The organism is Paenibacillus sp. FSL L8-0638 (assembly GCF_038593075.1).
In the GTDB taxonomy this organism is placed as follows: Bacteria; Bacillota; Bacilli; order Paenibacillales; family Paenibacillaceae; genus Paenibacillus; species Paenibacillus polymyxa_D.
The window spans coordinates 1,201,038-1,223,624 of sequence record NZ_CP151960.1 but is presented as its reverse complement, the minus strand read 5'-3'; the positions used below and the strand labels follow the sequence as shown (position 1 = coordinate 1,223,624).

General features: G+C 47.2%; 17 protein-coding genes. 1 reads left to right on the top strand and 16 read right to left on the bottom strand.

The annotated features are described in order from the left end of the window. Positions 1-124: 124 nt before the first annotated feature. The 6 genes from MKY35_RS05440 to MKY35_RS05415 all read right to left on the bottom strand — a co-directional run bounded on the left by MKY35_RS05440 (position 125) and on the right by MKY35_RS05415 (position 8,258). Positions 125-1,465, bottom strand: coding sequence for a hemolysin family protein (locus MKY35_RS05440; protein WP_342445821.1), 1,341 nt, complete (start codon positions 1,463-1,465; stop codon positions 125-127). Between the two features lie 141 nt (positions 1,466-1,606). Then, on the bottom strand, positions 1,607-2,266 hold the full coding sequence (locus MKY35_RS05435) for an SGNH/GDSL hydrolase family protein (protein WP_342445820.1): 660 nt from the start codon (positions 2,264-2,266) through the stop codon (positions 1,607-1,609). A gap of 168 nt (positions 2,267-2,434) precedes the next feature. Continuing rightward, positions 2,435-3,352, bottom strand: a complete 918-nt coding sequence (locus MKY35_RS05430; RefSeq protein ID WP_209950039.1) for a PD-(D/E)XK nuclease family protein — start codon at positions 3,350-3,352, stop codon at positions 2,435-2,437. Between the two features lie 116 nt (positions 3,353-3,468). After that, on the bottom strand, positions 3,469-4,779 hold the full coding sequence (locus MKY35_RS05425) for a galactokinase family protein (RefSeq protein WP_342445819.1): 1,311 nt from the start codon (positions 4,777-4,779) through the stop codon (positions 3,469-3,471). Between the two features lie 189 nt (positions 4,780-4,968). Continuing rightward, entirely contained in the window at positions 4,969-6,492 is a 1,524-nt protein-coding gene (locus tag MKY35_RS05420; RefSeq protein ID WP_029516098.1) for a copper amine oxidase N-terminal domain-containing protein, read from the bottom strand. A 101-nt stretch (positions 6,493-6,593) separates the two neighbouring features. Then, positions 6,594-8,258: a PucR family transcriptional regulator ligand-binding domain-containing protein gene (locus MKY35_RS05415; protein ID WP_342445818.1), complete on the bottom strand. Its 1,665-nt coding sequence runs from the start codon at positions 8,256-8,258 to the stop codon at positions 6,594-6,596. Positions 8,259-8,502: 244 nt separating this feature from the next. On the opposite strand from MKY35_RS05415, the gene ald reads away from it, so the two are divergent. Next, positions 8,503-9,633, top strand: coding sequence for an alanine dehydrogenase (gene ald / locus MKY35_RS05410; RefSeq protein WP_342445817.1), 1,131 nt, complete (start codon positions 8,503-8,505; stop codon positions 9,631-9,633). Between the two features lie 81 nt (positions 9,634-9,714). On the opposite strand, the gene MKY35_RS05405 is transcribed toward ald, so the two are convergent. From MKY35_RS05405 to MKY35_RS05360, 10 genes are all read right to left on the bottom strand, one after another. Then, positions 9,715-10,260 carry a mismatch-specific DNA-glycosylase gene (locus tag MKY35_RS05405; protein WP_029516095.1) on the bottom strand — a complete coding sequence of 182 codons (546 nt, stop codon included), beginning with the start codon at positions 10,258-10,260 and terminating at the stop codon, positions 9,715-9,717. Positions 10,261-10,274: 14 nt separating this feature from the next. Next, complete coding sequence (locus MKY35_RS05400; RefSeq protein ID WP_342445816.1) at positions 10,275-11,138, bottom strand: aldo/keto reductase; 864 nt, start codon at positions 11,136-11,138, stop codon at positions 10,275-10,277. A 13-nt stretch (positions 11,139-11,151) separates the two neighbouring features. Further along, positions 11,152-12,393 (bottom strand): hypothetical protein, encoded by a 1,242-nt coding sequence (locus MKY35_RS05395; RefSeq protein WP_342445815.1) that lies wholly within the window; start codon positions 12,391-12,393, stop codon positions 11,152-11,154. A 149-nt stretch (positions 12,394-12,542) separates the two neighbouring features. Beyond that, a complete protein-coding gene (locus tag MKY35_RS05390; protein ID WP_342445814.1) occupies positions 12,543-13,997 on the bottom strand; it encodes a substrate-binding domain-containing protein in 1,455 nt (484 codons plus the stop codon). A 196-nt stretch (positions 13,998-14,193) separates the two neighbouring features. Next, on the bottom strand, positions 14,194-14,958 hold the full coding sequence (locus MKY35_RS05385; RefSeq protein WP_322251230.1) for a class I SAM-dependent methyltransferase: 765 nt from the start codon (positions 14,956-14,958) through the stop codon (positions 14,194-14,196). Positions 14,959-15,167: 209 nt separating this feature from the next. Then, positions 15,168-17,264, bottom strand: coding sequence for a multidrug ABC transporter permease (locus tag MKY35_RS05380; RefSeq protein ID WP_342445813.1), 2,097 nt, complete (start codon positions 17,262-17,264; stop codon positions 15,168-15,170). Continuing rightward, positions 17,239-18,141: an ABC transporter ATP-binding protein gene (locus MKY35_RS05375; protein ID WP_342445812.1), complete on the bottom strand. Its 903-nt coding sequence runs from the start codon at positions 18,139-18,141 to the stop codon at positions 17,239-17,241. Before MKY35_RS05375 ends, MKY35_RS05380 begins: the two co-directional genes overlap by 26 nt. Further along, positions 18,134-18,523, bottom strand: coding sequence for a GntR family transcriptional regulator (locus MKY35_RS05370; protein WP_025723754.1), 390 nt, complete (start codon positions 18,521-18,523; stop codon positions 18,134-18,136). Before MKY35_RS05370 ends, MKY35_RS05375 begins: the two co-directional genes overlap by 8 nt. A gap of 164 nt (positions 18,524-18,687) precedes the next feature. Then, a complete protein-coding gene (locus tag MKY35_RS05365) occupies positions 18,688-21,363 on the bottom strand; it encodes a PAS domain S-box protein (protein WP_342445811.1) in 2,676 nt (891 codons plus the stop codon). A 148-nt stretch (positions 21,364-21,511) separates the two neighbouring features. Then, positions 21,512-22,447 (bottom strand): nucleoside hydrolase, encoded by a 936-nt coding sequence (locus MKY35_RS05360; RefSeq protein ID WP_322251225.1) that lies wholly within the window; start codon positions 22,445-22,447, stop codon positions 21,512-21,514. Between the last annotated feature and the right edge of the window lie 140 nt (positions 22,448-22,587).

Here is a 22,587-nt window from a genome sequence, read left to right as displayed (position 1 = left end):
AAAAACAATATGTTACCAGGTAGCAGCTTGCATCTTAAGATGGACAAATCGCGTTGCCACAAGCTTTACAGGCTATTCGTCACATCTTAAGCAAGCTGTTACTCGACAAAGCCATTTTCCATTATTAAAAATCATTGTCATTTTTCTGTTCAACGACTGCTTTCTTTATCGCTTCAATTGTGTCTATTTGGTGACTGTTTTTTTCCAGTACAGTAAACTCCCATAAACCGATGGTCAGCTTGTCTCCTTGCTGGATATCAAAACGCTCTGAAAGCATCCATCCACCAATCGTATATACGTCCCCGGCCTCAATATCCGTCTCCAAGCGCCGATTGACCTCATGAATGAGCGCCTGTGATTTGAGTATGTAACGATGATCATCTGTTTTTGTAATGAGTGGAGTTAACGCTGCGGGGGTTTCGGTGTCGGTATAGGAAGGAATGTCTCCAACAATCTCCTCCATAATATCCTCCAGTGTGACAAGTCCAGATGTTCCACCATATTCGTCCACCAGCACCGCTACTGGAATGCGTCGTTTTTGCATCTGAATCAGCAGATCCCGAGCCTGAACCGTCTCGATAACCTGAAGCACCGGATGAATATAAGAAGCCATCGTCGTATTCCCTGTGCTGTGCCCACGTGCCAAATCATGCAGGGCTTCCTTAACGCGAATCATCCCGATAATACGATCCCGGTCGCCATGTTCAGCTACAGGTAGAAAATTATAAACTTTGTCCTCGATCAACTCCATAAACTCGGCCACTGTTGCCTGGTGGGAGATGGAACGGATGTGGATGCGCGGTACCATAATTTCCTGCGCCGCACGGTCGTCAAAATCAAATACATTGTTCAGATATCGATATTCTGTCGGTGTAATTTCACCACTACGAAAACCTTCAGATAATGCCAAACGAAGCTCAGCTTCACTAAGTGCTGCATCTTCTTCAGATACTTTTTTGAGCCCAAAGAGACCTGTAATGACACGCGATGAACGACTAAGAACCCAATTCAGAGGATAGGTCATTTTATAAAATATCGTGATCGGACGGGCAAAAAACAATGCCATCGGTTCCGCAATCTGTATGGCGAATGTTTTGGGTACCAGCTCCCCAATGACCACCTCGAAATAGGTCAAGATCAGAAAAGCCAGCAAAAAGGAGAGCACTCCCGTCAGGCCTGGCGGAATATGAGCCAGCACAAACAGGGGGTGTAGCAGATGTTCAACAGTAGATTCCCCTAGCCAGCCTAGCGCCATTGAGGTTAATGTCGTTCCGAGCTGACAAGCAGATAAATACTCGTCCAGCCGAGACAGAATGTTTTTAACAGCTTTCGCATTTTTGTTACCTTCTGAGGCCAATTGATTGATGCGAGATACCCGCACACGAATAATGGAATACTCCGAGGCCACAAAAAAAGCAGTTAATGCGATAAGTAATATAACCAGAATGATATTTATCGTTTCCATAGCCCTCTCTTGCTCCGTTCATGATGAAGCAAGAAGCACCCCCTTTGACATTCATTTTTGGATGGAACCATAACATAAGTAATGATGTCCATAATCGTGTATTACCCAAAAATGACAAGGAGTAGACTATGTATGACCCTGTTAGCGAATCGCCAGCGGACTCTTTTGCACGATATCTATCCATTGATCAGCTATCAACTGATGCCCAACCGCTGTCGGATGAACCCCGTCATGCAGCCAATAGGAGGCGTCCGCCTGGGTAGCGGCTTCGTTCAACATGCTCTGGAGCGGCACAAATACAGCACCAAATTCGTCCGCTAGCTGACGTACAATACGCTGATACCCCGTTAATTTTTCTTGCCAAATGTCCCATCGTGCCTCGGTAGCTCCCGTTTTCAAAATAAACGGTTCACACAACACCAGCCCGATATCGGGCATCACCTCACGCGTTTCTTCCAGAAGGTGGCGATAGGCTCGTTCAAATCGGTCCGTCACCCCGGACGGCTCCTGCTCGACGATCCGCCAGGCATCGTTCACTCCGATTAGAATACTGAGCAGGTCTGGCTTCAGGCTAAACATGTCCTCATTCCAGCGTGCATACAAATCCGAAACTCGATCCCCCGAAATTCCCCGGTTCACAAATTCTGGCTGTGTGGTCGTCAAACGGCTCCCCAATGCACCTGCGATGAGATACACATAACTCTGACCCAGCCAATGGTTCGCATCCTCATTTCGTCCCCTTCCTCCGTCTGTTATAGAATCTCCCTGAAATAGAATACGTGCGTGTTCTGTACTCGTCATCTTCCTAAATTCCTCCTTCGCATTTTCCAATAATACCCTTATCATACCTCGCGCCATCTAAATTATAAAGCGGTTTCAAAATATAGAAGAATTATAGATTTGCCATATGGCCGGATTCACTAGCTTTAATTAGGGTAGGAATCCGGTGGCAACGGCGATCAAGTCATTTCATACCGCTCGGTACTTACACACCTCACGAAAATTACAGCCTCCGCACGCTCTGCGTGAAGGCATCGGAGTGAAGAAAGACTCGGGTTTGGGGCGATTATAGTAATCGTCATCGAGACAGGACTTCATTTCATCGATGTATCGTCCGACATTACCAACCACTTTGTCGATATCTTCTTGCGCGGGACGATATACCTCATGCTCTCCTGTCATCAAATACTCCACACGTACCTCAATCTTCTCCAAAGGAAGCTGATAGTGCTCCTGCACATAGGAAGCATACAAAAAAAGCTGGTCGGAAAAATCGCCTTCCTTGCCTGTTTTCCAATCCACGATGACCATGTCTCCATTGTCTCTACGGTAGAGCAAATCCATTTTGACATACACCTTCGTCTCATGAAGGAGCATCGTATCCCACTTCTCCACTTCTACAATTCGGGCCTTTCCCTGTTGCAGTTCACGCCAAACCGCAGTACGGTACAAATTGTGTATCACCGCGTGCTGCCGCTCCTTAATAAGGGCGATCCGTTCTGGAAGCACCTCGTCGTCGTAATAAACCTCCGCCAGCATGACGCGATTTTTCGGATCTTGTAGCCATAGCTCACGGTGTAGCGATTCCTTGTAGCTGTTATTCAACATGTTCTTCATAGCTGTCTCAAGGTATGCTGTGCGCGGGATAGCCCCTTTTTCCATCCATCCACGTATGACGGATTCACACATTTGATGCGTAATATTCCCGAATAAAATATATAAGTTGCTCAGTTGCTTGAGCCGATACAATGTAACTTGCTCTTCAGTGCCCTGTGCCGAATTCCAGCCATTATGCGAGCCGTAATAATGATAATAGTATTTGCGTAAGCATTCATCGAACGTTTGAGCCCTCGATTGCGAATAGGACCAGGACGGGTATATAGCCATGACAGGCCCTCCTTCATTAAAACTATCATCTCTTTATTATAACGCAAACCCAAGCTGTATCGGCGATAAAAAGGACGAAGACCTTAACCCATGGGTTAAAGTCTTCTAATGACTGACTAGTTTGTAGACTCGCAATGAGTCCGTTCAACATTGATCAAATTACTAACATTAACGGCACCGTCCTCACGGACGTTGACAACAAGTACCGGAGTTCCCAGCATGCCGCTGATCCACTCCTTATAATCATCCACATGATCATTCGGAAGAATCGTCAAGATGACACCAGCAAAGCCACCACCATGTACTCTGCATGCGCTGTTATCTATTGACTTTAAATACATTTCGGTTAAAGCCAGTGCAACCGATACGTCTTGTTCCCGCGCAATCCCACTTCTATATACGTTTTGGAGCCATTTCCATGAGGAATTACCAGATTCGGTAACGAGCCTCAGGAAATCAGTAAAGCGCCCTTCCTCCAGTGATTTCACCTGTTCATCCACACGTCTATTTTCTTCAAAAAAATGCAACGCCCGCAGCACTGCACGGTCTCCTGCTTTTTCCCTGACCATCTTGAGGTTGGCATATATATCCTCCGGCAATAAGTCACGGCAAACTGTTGCGCCTAAAGATTGTGCCACTGCACGCATTTCGTTGGGCACTGCCGCGTAATCGTCCGTTAAATCGGCATGATTTCCGCCTGTATTGACAATAACGAGGGAATATCCGTTTTGTTCAAAATTCCAATGAACAGGATTTATGATCGGTTCCTTGGGATTTTCAAAGTCAATGGAAATCAAGCCGCCATATGCGCAAGCCATCTGATCGAGCAGCCCCGACGGCTTGTTCCAATAGCCATTTTCTGCATACTGACCAATTTTGGATTTAGCAACAGCATCTAACGCTCCCTCGTTATAAAAATGATTTAATATCGTACATATCAACATTTCAAAAGAAGCGGAAGAGCTTAAACCTGAAGCAGAGAATACATTACTTGATATATAAGCTTGGAATCCCCCGATACGGTATCCGAATTCAAGTAGACCAGCGGCAATACCACGGACCAGCAGCATCGTACTGTCATCCTCCGGTTTTGGCGACAAGTCAGTTAAATCGATGACGTACTTCGTCTTGTAGCCTTCAGAAAAGAATGTAATTACAGACTCCTCCACTTTAGAAGCTACAGCGATGGTATCAAGTGTAATACTGCCTGCCAGCACCTTCCCGTGATTGTGGTCTGTATGATTTCCACCAATTTCGCAGCGCCCCGGAGCACTAAACAGTTCAATATCTCCTACACCAAAATGCTCCCGATACGCCTGTATAAGTGATTCATATCGAGTCGTTTGCTCAGAGATTTGCTGTTGACCGTACATTCGGGCAAGCACTATTTGTCCCTCTCTGGAATTCAATAGTTCCATATCTTTCATCGTATATCCCCCTAATTGTATGTGTTTTCCTATGCTGGAATGATACTATCATTATCTCAATTTTCCCTGTATGAAAGTATGGCACTTTTAAAATTTGTAAGCGCTTATTTTAATCGCTTTACTGAGCATTTTACCAATATAACTAAAAAAGAACCAGCCCCTAACTGGGCTGGTTCCTTGAATTTCTTTTTAGTCGCGTTTCAGTACATATTCTCCATCACTGTTACGAGTTACTGTGGCGCCAAGCGCCTCGGCAACTGATTTGAAAGGAACATACAATGTGCCATATTCATCCGTATATGGAGCTTGTGGCAACGTCAATGTGCTTCCTTCCAATACAGCTTGTTTAGAGCCACTTTTCAGCTTAATCGTCTTACCTGTAATATCATCAATTACAGTAGTCTGTTTGGCAGCTGCATCCCATTTTAACTCGGAGTTCAGTTCGCTCGTCAGTTCACGCAATGGAATAAAGGCAGTACCACCACGATTCTCCAAGACGTAGTAATCGTCTTTAGGATCGAAAGTTGTTTCTACTTTTGTAATTTCCAAATCATTTTTTAAAATGTTGTAGATCGGAGAATTCGCTTCAAAATTGCGCAGCGTCGCTCCCGGAGTTAATTCAGCTTGTTTATTCAAGTCAATAACACCGTTAGAAATATCCACTTTATCAGCCGTCACACTACCATTGACGTTCCATGATTGAGTTTCGGTCAGAATTGTGAAGGACTTCACCGGAAGACCATCCACATCTGGCAAAGCAACCGTCAAGTCTGTTGCCGCTTTGCGAACATTTCCTTTTTCATCAAAATACATGTCGCTTTTCAGAACCGTGTTAGCACTCAGGACCGTTTTGATTTCAGGGGACTGTGCATACATGGTGCTAACTCCTACATCATATTGATCAACAGCTAGATCCAAATATTTTTTAACTTCGGTATAAGCCTCATTGACCATTTTTTCTTTGTTAGCACTCAGTTCCGCTGTTACTTTATCACTATCTTCAATATTCATGCCGGAAGCAATCGTTTTCGTCATATCAATGGCTTGCCCGATCAGCTCTTTCAAGCCTGCTTCGTCCTTGGCCAGATTCGCCAGGAACGGTTTTACCAATGTTACCAGCTCATCACCACGAAGTTCAGCATGCAGATGGGTCAGTTTCACTTTGTCTTTCTCACCGTATACTTCCTCGGTTACAGACGTTGCAGAAATGGTCGAAGGGTTAGGCGCATGCTTAAGCATAAGTGCAGCGGCTGTTTTCGTCAGTTCTCTCACGTCTTTGGAATATACATATGGATCAAATCCAGCAGGCAGACCGCTCAAACTCTCTTGCGAGTTCAAAGATATGTAATAAGGTTTTTTGGCACCTTCCAGTTGAATAGCCAAACCTTGGCGGTCTAAAGCAAGTTCAAACGGCAAATTATACTTATCGATGTGCAATGTACCTTTGGCAGAAGCAAGTTCCTCCGATTGTACTTTGGCTTCATCCACAGTGACGGAAATCGAATTAATCAAATCTACGATTTCCTTATCTCCTTGCGTGATTCCTTCTTTTGGAGTCAATTTAAGAGAGATTTTCTCCGTTGTCTGCTGGGATTTCACATCTAGTGTTCCCAATAAATTTTTACTTACATCAAATCCACCTACTGCCTGGCAACCTGTCAAAGCTACCATTAACAGAATAAGAGGGACGGCGATCCATTTTTTTATATTCATATTAATCCCCTTTCAAGATATTTCCGTAATCTCTTCTATTATCTCAGTGTTAACACGCATTGTAAATGAGTAGAATGGAAAATAGAACTAGTTATTTAGGATCAATTTTCAGCCTGCAGCATCCTGTAAGCCAGTAGTGCCATTTCTAGGCAACGACGTTTGTCAGGGTCTGCCAGATTTCCCTCTATGATTTCATTAATTTTATCCAGCCGATTATAAAGGGTCTGTCTGTGAATGTACAAAATCCCGGCGGTATCACGCTTGGAGCCATGGGATTGAAAGTAGGCATCCAGTGTATCCAAAAGCTGCATATGGTGCTCACGATCATGCGCAATCAGTCCACCCAAATGGTCCTCTATGAACTCTTGTAGAAAAGGAATGCGGGGCACCGCCTTCAACAACTGATAGATTCCGATGCTGTCGTAAAATAACCGATCCTTCAGTACTGGGACGCTTCGTGCCACTTCAATGACCTCATATGCCTCTTCAAAACTGCGATCTGTTCCTGTCATGCGATGCCTTACCTTACCAAAGCCTGCATGAATGCGCACCTTATCCAGCTGTCCTGCGGCATAGTTCTGAATATATTGAACTGTATGGGCAAGCACTTTTTTCATTTGCGCTGCGGAACGCAGTGTTAATTCCTCCTTGGCACAAAGGATGTAGCATTGACTCCCCTTCATCATCAGCAGATTGTGCAACGTTTCTTTTTTCAACAATGAACGAAGCAGCACTAGCACATCCTGATTGATGGATTCCTTACGCACCTGACTGGCATCCTTGTCCTGATGTTCCACCTCAATGACCCCTGCCCAAAATAAATACTGCCCCTTCGATAACAATCGCAAGCCCATTCGGGTCTGGGCCTGTTCTTCACTGGGAAGCTGTCCACTCAGTACATCCTGAATCAATTCATTTTGATTACGCAGCAATCGGTCTTCAAGAAACTGTGTTCTCAGCACCAATGTAGCGGCTGCCTTGGCCGTGTAATCGAGCAGCAGCGACATTTCTTCTGTCGGCATTTCACTATGCAGCACCAAACCTACCGCGGAGAACACCTGACCGAAGCATACAACGGGCTGGAACAACACGGCAGTGGATTCATTCAGGTGAAACAGCAGATGCCCCTCCCGATCGGCGGTCATACTAGATTCCACTTCATGGGCATAAAAATCTGCAATACGGTCCGCTAGATCCGGCTGGACGGAAGGTACGAATCGATTGGTGTCAATAGAAGACATGTAGATGACCTGCCGGGCTGCATAGTCATGAAGCACACGTAAGAGGGCATTCATATCAGTGCTGCGCAGGGTTTCCTGCTGAAGTTGACGTGAAAATCGTTCCAGATCTTTTAGGAGTTCATGATGTCGGTTAATAAGTAGGGAATGAATATCTTGTGTAATTTCAACAAAACGCACTGGCTGCTCAAATACGATGACCGGGAAGTGATGTCGTTCCGCCAACTCCAGGATTTCAGAAGGGATTTCATGAATGCTCGTGCCCAGCTCCACACACAATCCCGCGGCTTCCGAGCGGATCAGTTGCTCCATATACTCGGCGCGCTCTTCCCCCTTCCGGGTGAGCCACAGGCCGGTCGTCAAAATCAAGTCATGACGGCTCACAAACGGAGAAACATTTGTGATTTCTAGCACATGGACCCAACCCACACGGCGATGTACGCCCTGTTCCCCCGCCGCCAGCTTCGCCCGCCGGAAAACGGGACGTTCCAGCACATCCGCAATGGTAAATGTTTTTTTACCGTTCATCGGCATTCTCCTTATGTATATGTCTTTATGTCATTTTACATGACATATATTCATCAAAAAGTCGAGCCTTTAAGTCAGATAATCCGACAAAATGTATGATGTCAAGGAGCTTCACCCCTTGTAAACTGTACCTAATCTAACATGAATTGCATTTATCGGCTTGAGTCCATGTAACTAATCAGCAGGCTGCGTAAAAATGATAGTGTAATTTTCTTAACCATTATTTTTAGGAGAGGTGAATGAAATGAAAATTGGGGTTCCGAAAGAGATTAAAAACAATGAGAATCGTGTCGCTCTAACGCCCGCAGGTGCAGCTCAAATGATCCAACACGGACATCATGTGTTTGTGGAAAGCCACGCAGGTGTTGAAAGCGGCTTTACGGATGGAGATTATGCCACTGCGGGTGCGACTCTTGTGCAGCAAGCTGCGGACGTGTGGTCCCAGGCGGATCTGATCATCAAGGTAAAAGAGCCGCTCTCCTCTGAATACGGATATTTCCGACCAGGATTGATTTTATTCACCTATCTGCATTTGGCCGCCGAGCCAGCACTGGCCCGCGCTTTAACAGACAACAGCGTAGCCGCTATTTCCTATGAGACACTAGATGTTGAGGGCAGCCTCCCGCTGCTTACTCCGATGAGTGAGGTTGCCGGTCGAATGGCTGTACAAATTGGAGCACAACTGCTGGAAAAACCAAAGGGTGGCAAAGGTATCCTGCTGGCAGGTGTGCCGGGGGTCAAACGCGGTAAAGTGACCATTATTGGCGGAGGGGTGGTCGGTACCAATGCTGCCAAGGTCGCCATCGGTCTCGGGGCAGATGTGACACTAATCGACCTAAGCCTGCCAAGACTGCGCCAACTGGATGATATTTTTGGCAATCAGCTCCATACGCTAGTGTCCACCCCGTCCAACATTGCTGAAGCCGTGGCGCAAAGTGATTTGCTGATCGGCGCTGTCCTAATCACTGGTGCCAAAGCTCCGCGGCTCGTAACGGAAGCCATGGTACAGACGATGCAGCCCGGTTCTGTGATTGTGGATGTCGCCATCGACCAAGGCGGCATTGTCGAGACGATTGACCACATTACGACACACGACCAGCCTACCTATGTGAAGCATGGCGTCATTCACTATGCGGTAGCAAACATGCCGGGCGCGGTACCGCAAACCTCGACGCTGGCCCTGACGAACGCGACGCTCCCCTTTGCTCTCCAGCTCGCAGATTTGGGTGTGCAGGAGGCGCTTCGCAGAAGCAAACCACTGCTTAGTGGCACCAATGTCCTGAATGGACATATTACCTACGAAGCGGTCGCACGTGATCTGGGATATCCTTATGTTCCCGTGGAACAGGCATGGCAGGCGAAAGCCTTACAATAGAAACAGCTCAAAGAACCACACGCTCTTCCCAGCAGGGACCGAAGCGTGTGGTTCTTTTTGTACTAGCTATATTCACCGTACTTACTGCATTTCAGATATTTCTGACGAAAGGAACGTTTGAAGACGGCGATAAATATCTGTGATTTCTTCCAGCGACATGCGCACCAGTCCGCTAGACGAAGGTGCCACAAATTCATGCATCTCAGGAATTAGCGGTTCAGGCTGAAATCCCCAATCTACTTTGGATCTTTTACTGTATTCGGTGTACACGCCTTTGCCGACAAAGCAAGCAACCTTCGGGCGGTATTCCTTTAGCTTCTCGTATAGCTTCAGACGTCCTTCGGCGTATTCCTCGCGTGCAATGTCCTCCATTCCCCTCGTGGGACGGGAAACAATGTTCGTAAAACCGAAGCCCAGCTTCAGCAGCTCCCGATCTTCCGATGGATTGTACAAGCGAGGTGTCAAGCCTGCTCCCTCAAGTATGCGCCAAAAGCGGTTGCGCGGATTCGCATAATGATGTCCTACCTCGCCTGATTTCAGGCTGGGATTAAAGCCGATGAATACAACGGATAATCCATAATCCAGATGATCATCTACCTCATGCAGTTCTGTCTCTCGCTCTGTCATGGGCTCCTCCTTCCTCAAACCATATCCAGCGGCTGCTTCCGCGTCGGCGGAGGAAAAGCTTCGTCTATTTGTTGAAGTTGTTCAGGGGTGAGCCGAATACTTGCTGCCGCTGCATTTTCTCGTACATGCGATTCCTGTACCGCCTTCGGAATGGCCCAGACATCACCGTCTCGTATGACCCACGCAAGCGCAATTTGCGATGGAGTTACCCTGTGGCTGGCAGCAATGTCTACCATAACAGGATGCTCCAGCAGGCCCCGTCGCAGGCGACCACCTTGGGCAATCGGGCAATAGGCCATCACAGGCACTCCATTCGTACGGCTCCAAGGTAGCAGATCATATTCGATGCCCCGCGAAGCCGCGTGATACAGCACTTGATTGACAGCGCAGGCTTCGCCTCCACTCAGGCTCCATAGCTTCTCCATGTCGGACTTGTCCAGGTTGGACACTCCCCAGCTGCGGATTTTGCCCTGCTCCCGCAGTTTTTCCATACCTTCTATTGTCTCTTCCAGTGGAATATTCCCTCGCCAATGCAACAAATACATATCCATGTAATCCGTTCCCATGCGGGTTAAGCTCGCTTCGCACGCTTGAGCCAGTCCTTGGCGGTCCGCATGATGAGGGTAAGCCTTGCTGACAAGATAGACATCGTCCCGGCGCCCCTGAATGGCCTCTCCGACGATTTCTTCTGCGCCGCCCTCCGCATACATTTCAGCCGTGTCCACCAGCGTCATACCCAATTCGAAGCCAAGTTGAAGCGCACGCACCTCCTCCTGCCGAAGTGAGGCTTTTTCGCCCATATTCCACGTGCCCTGCCCGATGAGCGGTACTTCACGACCGTCCGTCCATGTGATCACACTTTTCTTATGTTGGCTCATATGCATTCCCTCCTTATGAGCCTGGTGTCACAGGCTTATCAAATACATGGCTCTGCGTCCAATGCTGTCCACCATCCGAGGTAGTGTACATAACTGGGGCCTGCTCTGAGTCCGAAAAAATAGCCCAGCCTTCTTTGGCATTTGCCATCCCGATTTGCTGACCGCCATAACCGTCAAAGCCTTGCTTTCCATTGTTCCACGTCTTGCCGCCGTCAGTCGTCCAGCCGATCGTATTGGGCTTGTCGCATGGTGCGCAGTAACCGCCCATCCATGCGGTACTGCTATTAACCGCATAGAGCATACCTGGTGCCGCCCCTTCATTTTTGGGAACCTGATTGTCTTGCTGGCTAATACCTGGTGCCGGACCACCGCCCGCGGTGGCATTCGCCAGTACAGGACGCCAGCTTTGTCCACTATCGGCAGTATGCCAAAGCGAATACGACGTCTGATTCATCCCCGTATCTCCAACCAGCTCAATCCATGCGTTGCCACGTTCTACCGAACGAATAATGGCTCCATTTAGAGGCGTCTCCGTTGTCCGTGACATGACAGTAGTCCACTTTTGGCCCCCGTTAACGGTATGTAAAATCTGGAATGAACGGTCTGTGTCCTGCGTAACCGCCCAGCCGTTTTGCCGATCATGGTAATATGGCTGTCCTACCATGTGGCCAGGCACGGGGAGCGAAGACCAGCTTTGCCCGCCATCTTTCGTATATTGGTTGCCACTGAACCCTTCCTTGGATGATACAAAGTGTAAAAAGCCCGTTTGCCCTTGCTCAGGTATAGTCCCGACAACCTCCCAGCGTTTGCCGCCATCGCGAGTGGCCAGCAGCGATCCGCTGTCTGCCATAACAGCCCAGCCTTGCTGCCCGTTCAAGGCAAAAATCTGCTGAACCGTACCTTGGCCCTGATATTGCACATTCCACGTCGATCCGACTGAACCGGATGCAGACGCGTCCGTTCGGGCAATCCAGCCATTTCCGCCGATCCAGCCGGATTGGCCGTCGATCAAACGCAACGCGGTAATATTGTCCATGCGGACTTTCGCTATAGTAGTGTCTGTGGTTGCTTGTCCTCCTGTTTTCGGTGTATCTACAGTCGCTCCCGAACCATTCGCTTGTGCCGAGACGGCACCCTTTTGCTCATTTTGAGCCGTTTGTCCTGTTTGCGAACTTGTTTGTGAGCCTGTTTCACACCCCGCTGTCACTATGGCTACGGCGAGTAAAAGCACCCAGACCGATGTTTTTTTCTTCATTTTCGTTCATCCCCTTATGTTGGTGATATACATGGCTGTGCGGGTATTGTATTCACAGCCATGTATATTCTATGTATTACCCTGCTGTCTTCGTTTCACTCTTAAGGTGAATATATGGAATGGACTGAATGCAAACCAGCGTTACAGGATTACGAGTTTACAGGAACAAAGCCGCCTTTTTCGATGGCCCGAGTTCCTTCTTCACTTTGCAGCCATTCGAGTAATCGTTGCATCGAAGGGCTTGGTTCCTCGCCTTCCCGTGTGACTACAAACAGTTGAGCTGTGAATGGATATTGCTTCGAGCGGATGTGCTCTTTGTTCGGCTCCACTCCATCAATAGACAAAAATTTGACCTCTTGACGATTATGCATCACATTTGCAAAATAATAAAATGAATATCCGAGCGCGTTGTGATCCTTGTTAAAATCTGCGACTGCATTAATCATACCACCCATAATGCCAATTTGTAGTTCACGTGGCGGGTCAGCCATTTCATGGCCTGCCATCACTTTCTTTTGCATATATGTCTGACTGCCTGAATTTTCTTCTCGCTGATAAGCAATGATCGGCTGATCCTTGCCCCCTACCTCATTCCAATTGCGGATAGCCCCTTCATATATACGGCGAACCTGCTCCGAAGAAAGTCCTCTAACCGGATTGTCTTGATGTACGAGGAAAATAAACGCATCCCACCCAATGGGTGTGAGCTTCATTTGTATTCCCCGACTTTTCGCCAGCCGCAGTTCCTCATCGGAAGGACCAGCCACCAGAATCAGATCCGCCTTCTTTTTGATCAAATTGACATATGCCTGATGGGTCGTGTTGAATCTCAGTTCGTGCGCTGCTCGCGCCTTGCTCATTCCGGTCAGTTCATGCAGCATATCCTGCGCAAACGGAATGGCCGCTGTAGCCCCGTCAACTACCGGAAAATCTCTCTCTGCAATGTATGGGCGTTGAGGAAGCATCAGTGTAATCGTCAGCACAATGACGAGCGCAGCAGATATCGCGGCAACAATCCATTGCCATCTATGATCCACCTTACCATTCTTGTCGGTTAGCGCTGGATAACGATTCACCCCAACTCCTACTACCATGCCAACTATCGGCAGCAGTGCAGCCAGTAGAAACCAGATTTCACCATGCTGTGTATATGGACCCAATACCTCTAACACAGGCTCCGCCCAAGCATGATAGAGTGAAAAGAGCCCCCACGCCCCTCCCGACACTTCAGCAGGTTGACCACCAGACCCTTGTATTCCTACAATCCACAACCACAGCCCACATAATAATGATAATAGCCCGGTCAGCATCAGCGAAAGCTTGCCCATGCTGGACATACGCGCACTCAAGGCACCATAAGCTGCAAAGATGAGACCGATAATCCATGCATATAGAAGCAGTATTACAATCACAGTTGTATCCGTTACACCTTCATGCCTCAGCAGAAGCTGCACTTGGGGTGCCACAACCATACTCCAAACTACATTAAACATGACTGAAAACAATCCAAACATAAACGTACCGCCCAACCATGGCCAAAACCATGCTATCCGCACAGACCCGTCCTTTTCCGGCTTGGTTATAACTTCCTTTGGATCAGACATGTACATCCCCCTATAACTAATGAATGAAATGAGACTGTAAGCCATTGCTTCTTCATTGTACAATTATGGTAAAGATTAGTATACGAGAGGAGGATAAAAATGTCCTTATCCGATCATCCCAGCGATGAATTACTCAAGCTGCGTATGGCAAAAAAGGCCTCCCCCACGGGAAAGGCCTTTTTTCATCGAATCTTCTTTATATCGCTCTGGCATGGATCAAAAAACGGTGCTGCTTCACGTCCCAATAGCCATCACGTTTAATATCTAAATACAGACCATATAGCTGTTCTATATATTTCTCCGGCTGAAAGTCTGTAATCTGCCATTCGATTGCTTTTAAGTAATATACAATCGCTCCAATATCGTAAAAGCGCTGTATCGGAAACTGTTCCTGCTGCTCTAAAATTTCGAAGCCATTGCTTTTCAAACCTGCAAGTGCTTGAGAAAGGGTCCAGTCCGCATACTCGTAATCAGGTGCTCCCAAACGGTCGTTGATGCCCGCACAATCTAGGCCCCCTACCTGTTGAGTCAAAAACGTCCCACCTGGTCGCAAAATACGCCGTACCTCCGTTGGCGAAAATGACTCATGCTTATTCAGCACGAGGTCGAACCCGGCATCGCCAAACGGAAGGGAATCGTCATCCTGTATAGTCATAACGCGCACACCCAGCGGCTCCAATCTTTCCTTGGCGATAGGAACATTCGGTGCATACGCTTCTGTCGCACATACGATCTCTGGAAAAGGGCGTAGCCGAGATAATAGCTCTCCCCCGCCTGTTCCCATATCCAGCATCGCCTTGGATGAATGAATAAACTTCATAGCCTTGCTGACATAAGACCATTCCAAGGGCTCGCTCGCCACACGTCCCGTATCCGAGATGAATGAAAAATCCCATCCGGAAAATGACTGCTTATAATTCTCCAAGAACTGTAGAAATTCACGATCTTCTGTATATTTCATATTATTTTTGCTCCTCCACCATTGAGCTGTACGTTATTGAACTCTTCTCTCTGTATGTTCTACGTTCTATCTCTCTGTGCATCTATTTTATGTCATCTCTAATGTGGAGGAGCTCTTGCCCGTCGATCAGGTTTTTATATGTCGTGTCCCAACCATCCCATGTTCATCTACCTCCGTCCATATGCCATCCAAACCAGATGCTGTCCCACTTAAGGAACTGTCGGTAATGCCTTCGCAAGCTCCGGTGTCATATCGTTCGGAGTAAAATAGCAATAGCGTGTATGGGGGTCTGAACTAAATAAAGGTTTGATCTTGACCTGAACCAGGTAAGTGCCTTTCGCCATATTTGGAGTATAGCTATAGGGTCTGCGCTTTTCCAGTACAGTGCTCCAGAGCTTCGGATCTTCAATCGTTATTGCTTTATGCTTCTGTTGGATGCTTTTAAATAGTTTATAGTCTTCAATATACTGATTGGGTTGATAAGGTTCAAGCTCTTCAGTAATAATAGGAACAGCCCGTATCGAAAAAATATCCTTGGCGTCGATGACGACCTTATCCGCATATCCCTTTTGTTCTAGCCAACCTGTAAGCTTGTGATAGGAAGCCGGCCAATTAAATGAGAGTTCACGCTTCCATTTCGGTTCGTTATTGGTAAAGGATGACTCTTTATTTGTAATAGAAACACTCCCTAGGGGATATCGATGTGATTGCATTTCGCTATAACTCATATTTAATACTTCTTCTCTGAGTATATCTTCAAATTCACGAGTTTCTTTGGGATTGGTTAAGACCACTCGTCTTTCATTATCATCTACGGATTGGATATTAATCGTCTCTGCTTTTCCTTGCAGCTTATCCAGCTCGTATCTTACCGTTTTATAAGGCTCTGCTTCCATCACCTTAGTCAGTTCTGTCCTGAAAGGCTTCTCCGGGAATGTATAGCGCCGAGTCATGGTGGAACCATCATCCAAACGGTAGACTATGAATGCCGATTCGACGGCCAGGTTTTTGGACAACGATTTCTCGCCAGCTGCATGTGCACGTACGAGTTCACGATGTAAATTTAGCACAGAGGCGATATAGGCCCTGTCTTGGGAGTAATAAGCTTCTTTTTCTGCATCTCCCCCTAAAGGCTCCTCTTGCCCTACATAAACTTTTTCTACAGAGTGTGCTGTTGGAATCCTTCCCTCATAACCTAACCAGCCTGAAATCGGGATATATAGTACTAGCCCCATGATCACACCGTACACGACCATTTCCACCAAAGCACGAACACGCACAATTTGCCACGTCTTGCGGATGACCATCTCTACAATGATATAGCCTAAAATAGCTCCAAGTGCATACCCAAAAATCGACCAATTAGCTCCTCTTGTACCTGCATTATAAAAATAATCGCCTAGTACAAGCATAGCGCATAGTATAACCCCTGCCTTGAACAAAGGTTGAAAGAAAGAAAACGCCATGGCCTGAGTCGCCTTCTCGACCAAGCGTTTACGATACAAACCATAACTCAAGGCGACAAACAGCAGGGAGATACCTAAATAGGCAAGTAACTCCATGTAGGAAAAGGCGCGCTGTGGCAAGTTGTCCATAATGCGTACAAACGGCGATAAGTTTTCCCAAACATTATTATTGCTGCGAAACTCCCCACCATTAATATATTGAACAACGGTTTCTCGCACCCGCACATATCCGTATAAATTACGTTCTAGAAAACGCCCTATCATCATGAATAGAAACTGAGGCAATAGCAGCAAAACATACACTACTACGGTCTGTAGCAACGATTGTCCCACACAAATCCCTACAAACACAGTAAAAGTAAACAAGAAAATCGTAAGGACGGACACGACCAAAGCCCACGATCCAACATCATTAATTTGAAAAATATAAGGCAGTTCGACTGACGTGTTAACCCAAGCAGTTACTCCCGCAGTCAGCCATACAGGTACAAGTAAAAGAATAAGACCGCTAATGAAATGTGACGTTAATAGATGCTCTCTACGCAAAGGTAGGCTGTGATACAAATCGGATGGCCCCTGTCGCTGAACAAAACGAAGCAGCATCACACCTGCCAGCACCGGTACAGTCATTAAAATCAATTTTTGCAATTCATTACCCGAGTTTGTACTATCGAACAAGCTTTTTAAAACCACTCGTGGTTGTTCATCACCAATGCTCATAAACAATGACAGCGGTACTGTAAACAGTAATCCCGCCAAGTACAGTAGACCGATCCAGCCATGCTGTCTCAGGCATTGGCGAATTACGCCGCCGCTATAGAAGAATCGGTTGGATGTCATAACCTGCGTCCTCCATTTCATAAATGAAAATTTCTTCAAGCGTCAACGGCAGCAAATCAAACACATGCGGCTCATACGCCTCAATCGTCTCTGCAATCCGCTCTCGTTCCCCCCGGATAATGAGCAGCAGAACACTGCCCCTCCGCTCCTTATGTACAACCGAAAGTTGTCCACATACGGTTTCCTCATGCGTGCTTTCACGAAAGGCAACCTGCACCTTATGCGTATCAGACTTGAGGTCGTCGACCTCTTTTTCCAACAGCATCCGCCCCTGGTGCATAATGCCGACGTGATCACACATGTCTTCGATTTCACGCAAATTATGAGATGAGATCACGACGGTCATCTCGCGTGCAGCGGTTTCCTGGAACAGTAAATTTTTGATCATTCTACGCATCACCGGGTCCAGCCCATCAATCGGTTCATCCAAAATGAGCAGCTCAGGCATACAGCTCAAGGCAAGCAAAAAAGCGGCCTGACGCTTCATCCCCTTGGAAAAACGGTGAAGCTTTCGTTTAGGATCTAGCTTGAAAATCTCAGTAAGCTGTGTGTAGCGTTCCTCACTCCAAGTTGGATAAATGGAGCGGTAAAACCGGGCCATCTGACGAATTGTCGCTTGCGGGAAAAAATAAGGGGTATCCGGCAAAAACAGAATGTGCTGCTTGACTTCAGGCTGCTCATACACCGGCTGTCCACCAATTAGCACCTTGCCAGTATCCGGTCGGTAAATTCCGGCAATGATTTTGAGCAGTGTTGTTTTCCCTGCCCCGTTCGAGCCCAGCAGTCCAAAAATGGAGCCCTTCTTCACTCTAAGGGCGAGCTGGTCGACAGCCTTTTCTTCTGTAAATGTCTTTGTGACTTCCCTTAATTCAATCAAGGGACATCCCCCTTTCCTTTGTTTGTATAGCTTCCACGTACATGTCGTCCACTTCCTGCTGTGTAAAACCGAAATGGACGGCTACAATCATCTGTTTTAACAACGCCGCCCGAATCTCATCTCGCTTGATTTGTTGTGGCTGATGTTGGGCAGGTGTGACAAAGCTGCCTTTGCCCTGAACGGAATAAATGTATCCTTCTCGTTCCAACTCGCGATACGCCTTCTGAATCGTATTCGGATTCACCGTTAGCTGAGCGGACAATGTCCGCACAGAAGGCAATTGCTCATCCGGCTGAAGTGATCCATACACGATCATTTCCTTTACCCTGTCCATAAGCTGTTCGTAGATCGGCTTGCGGCTGCGGATATCCAGCTCGAACATGGACTTCCTCCTTTCAAGACTTAATCTGATTCACTTGTATATGCTCAACTGTTCTAACTGTACTATAATTAATAGTACAGTTAGAACAGTTTGTCAATCTTTTCTTTGGGGATTTCTTACAAAAAAAATAGCCGTGATGCATGATGCATCACGGCTATCTCTTTTTAGCCTTCCTTTGACTCATAAGGTTCATCACGGCTTATATTCGCGAGCGTTGAACCATCCGGCAGCTTAAGATCCAACTGGAACCGGAACGTCGCTCCTCTGGCCTCATCGCTATCCACACCAATGGAACCCCCCATCAGCTTAACCAAGTTTTTACAGATGGACAATCCCAGTCCTGTCCCTCCATATTTTCGGTTCAGTGCCGGATGAAGCTGGGAAAAAGGCTGAAACAATAGATGCTGGCGGTCTGCTGGGATACCGATTCCAGTATCAGTAACACTGAACTCAATCAGGCATCTATTTTTACGACGGCTGTAAGCCTTTCTCTCCACAAAGATATTTACACGCCCTCGCTCCGTAAATTTGATCGCATTGCTCACCAAATTCACCAGCACCTGCCGGATACGCACATGATCACCGACCAGCATCCCCGGCATTTCCTGATCCACATGCCATTCCAGCTCAATGCCTTTTTCCATAGCCTGCGTCATGAATAGGTCAGCCACACTGCCGACCACGTCATCTAGCACAAAGGATTCGTGCAGCAAAGACATTTTACCAGCTTCGATTTTGCTCAAATCCAGTATCTCGTTCAATATCTGCATTAAAGCACCACTGCTACTGGTAATAATGTCTATATAGCTACGCTGCTCCTCATCCAATTCAGTATCTGCGAGTAACCCCGCCATACCTATAATGCCGTTCATCGGTGTACGGAGCTCATGACTCATCACAGAGAGAAACTCTGACTTGGCCCGATCGGCGCGTTCGGCAGACTCCTTGGCCCGAATGATCTCCTTTTCATTCGTCCTGTCTACAAAAACCATCACAGCCCCTTTTCGCTCGCCATTATCCATCAAAGGGCTGATTCGATAGGAGGCCAGAAAGCTGGACCCGCCTTTTTTCCAAAATACTGCTTCCTCTGCCTGATAAGAGGCTCCGCTTCGAATCGCTTGAAGAATAGAGGACTGTTCGTCCGGAAAATGACTGCCAATTTCGTCAGCATGGCGGATCATGTCTATGCATGCGCCATTCAGCGGTTTGGCCGATCCTACGCCGAACATCTCGACAGCTGCCGGGTTCATAAAGCGGACATGTCCTTCGGTACTTAAACCCACAATTCCTTCGGATACAGCATTCAAAATAAGCGAATGCTCATTACTGAGCTTCTCAATTTGAGCAATGTAGCTTTTAAGAGGGGTAACATTTTCTATAATCCCGTAGCAGCCTACAATTTCCTCTTGCACGAAAATCGGGATATTCGTCATCTTGATAAATAGACGCTCCCCCTCCTTATGTATAAATTCCGATTCATAGGTTTGCGTCTCACCCTGCTTGGCCAGCTCCATGTGACGCTTGATTTTATCCTGTTCCTCAGAGGAAGCCATGATAAGTATGTCAGCCCCAAGCAACTCATCCTTCGTATAACCTGTAAGCTCCTCCAAGCTCGGATTCACACTTAAGATATGACCTTCCATATTCACGGCGCATATCCCGAGTGGATTATGTTGAAATAGTGACTTATAGCGGTTTTCACTTTCACGCAGGCGCTGCTCCATTTCCCGGTGCTCTGTAACATCCTGGATCATACCCACCACTTGAACGGGCTTGCCTGCATGCTCGTCCATTTCAGCTTCCCAGATTGAACGCAGTACCTTTTGTTCCCCATTCGGCAATACAATTCGGTAAAAGGTCTCTTCGTGTATTCCCTTCAATATAACGTTGGTGATAATCTGTTTCATGCGCTCTGTATCTTCTGGATGAACAGCCGCCATGAACGCGTCAATACTTGTTTCAACCGGCTTGACACAATAGCCAAATATGCTGCGAAATTCCTTGGAAAAATGCATAACATTGTTGACCAGATCCCAGTCCCATGAGCCGAACATCGCCAACTGTTGAGCTTTTGCCAGGTTCTCCTCGCTCTTCTGGCGCTCTGTGATATTTCGTCCGATGGATAGAACTCGCTTGATTCTGCCCCGTTCATCCCGAATAATGCGGTACGATACTTCCAGCCACAAATAGTGCCCGTCCTTATGACGAACACGCCGCTTCATGATGCCTGTTTCCTTGAACATTCCATGTACACGCATGTAATCGGCATCTTCGACATGGTAAAATTGCAATCGTTTTTTCCCAAGCATCTCCTGTTTCGTATAGCCTAGGAGTTTTTCCACCGAAGGAGAGATATATTGGAGTATGCCGTCCGCCGTGCTATATGAGATAACATCCGGCGTATTTTCCGTAATCAGCATATACAAATCCTCATTATCCGAGAGCACCTGCTCCATGTCCTTTTTCTCCGTGATATCCATTGCATACGCAATCAAATAAGATTGTTCGGTAGCCACATCATCAAATATGGTTAGTTCCAGCGCTAGCCAGACGGATGTTCCCCGTTTATGTTTCAAACGCAACTCAGTCTTGTAGACTTGATCCGTAGCCTGTAGCCAACCTGCATAAGCCTCCCTCAATCCTCGCTGATCCTGAGCCTCTTTATACAAGAGATGGTAATATCGGATATCCAGTAATTCCTCCTGCTCATATCCGACCATTTTGCAAAAGGCGGGATTGACGTACAGGCACTTCCCTTCCCTCGACAAAATCACGATTCCTGTCGGGGCATGATTATACATATGTTCCAGCAAAGGTAGTCGTCGAGCACCAGAAAACACAATCAATCTCCTCCTCCGTAGTCTGGTATTTTTATCCAATGTGAGTCCACCTCTAGACGAAAGCCCTTAAAAACATGTATGCACAAAAGATTGCCGATGCAGATTCATCGGCAATCTTTGAATTATTTTTTTATACCATCCGGCTAATTTATACCACCCGGCTTAGAAAATGACGCAAAAATCGTTCCGCATCGACTTTAAGTGCCACATCAACCGTAGTCAGTGATTGAGCTTCGTTCTCATTTTGCACCTCACGGGTGCGACCAACCTCGGCGGAATCGCCCACCTCAACGGCAATGTGCATTGGACGCGTCTCCACAAAATTGGAGTCAATAGCCAACCCTACGGCTAAAGGATCATGCAAAGCACAGCCTGCAATACCAGGTCTGAAATTGCGATAAGCTTCCATATAGAAGTCTGTCATATCTGCCATAAACGCGCCCAGCTCGGTCCCTTGCTCACGCCATTTGTCCACATCCCGCTGTGGAAGCAGGGTTTGCATCGTGACGTCCAGCCCAACGAGCGTAAGCGGAAAGCCCGCTCCCAGCACATAGGCTGCGGCTTCTGGATCGGCGTAAATATTCGCTTCAGCCGTTGGAGTTACATTCCCTTTCACTGTGACCGCGCCGCCCATGATGATCAGGCGCTCAAGCAATTGGGGCAATTCGGGACAGCGATCCAATGCAATCGCAAGATTGGTCAGCGGTCCTACAGCTACCAGGGTAAGTTTGCCCTCATAGCGACGAGCCTGTCCGATTATAAAATCAGCGGCATCCCCAGACGCAGCCTGACGGGAGGGCGCTCCTTTCAACTGATTGCCAATACCGTCTTCACCGTGAATATGCCGAGAATAAGGTTTGAACAGCTCCCGAGCATACGGCTTGTGAGCCCCAGACACGACCGGAGCCTCTACCCCCAGTTTTTCCAGCAGAATCAGTGAGTTACGTGTTGCCTCCTCCACCGAGATATTGCCAAAGGTGGTTGTAATACCGAGTAGCTCCAATTCCGGCGAATGGACCGCGTACGCAATAGCAAGCGCGTCGTCAATGCCCGTATCTACATCTAAGATTAACTTTTTGCTCATGATGACCCTCCACAGTAGAACAGCATTCTTTTTTTCATTATACACAATTTCAATGCTTATTCCCTTGGTCATCAAATTCTTTATTCGAAGACGTAAAAGAAGGCTACGACAGTTATGCCGTAGCCTTCTTTTACTACTTT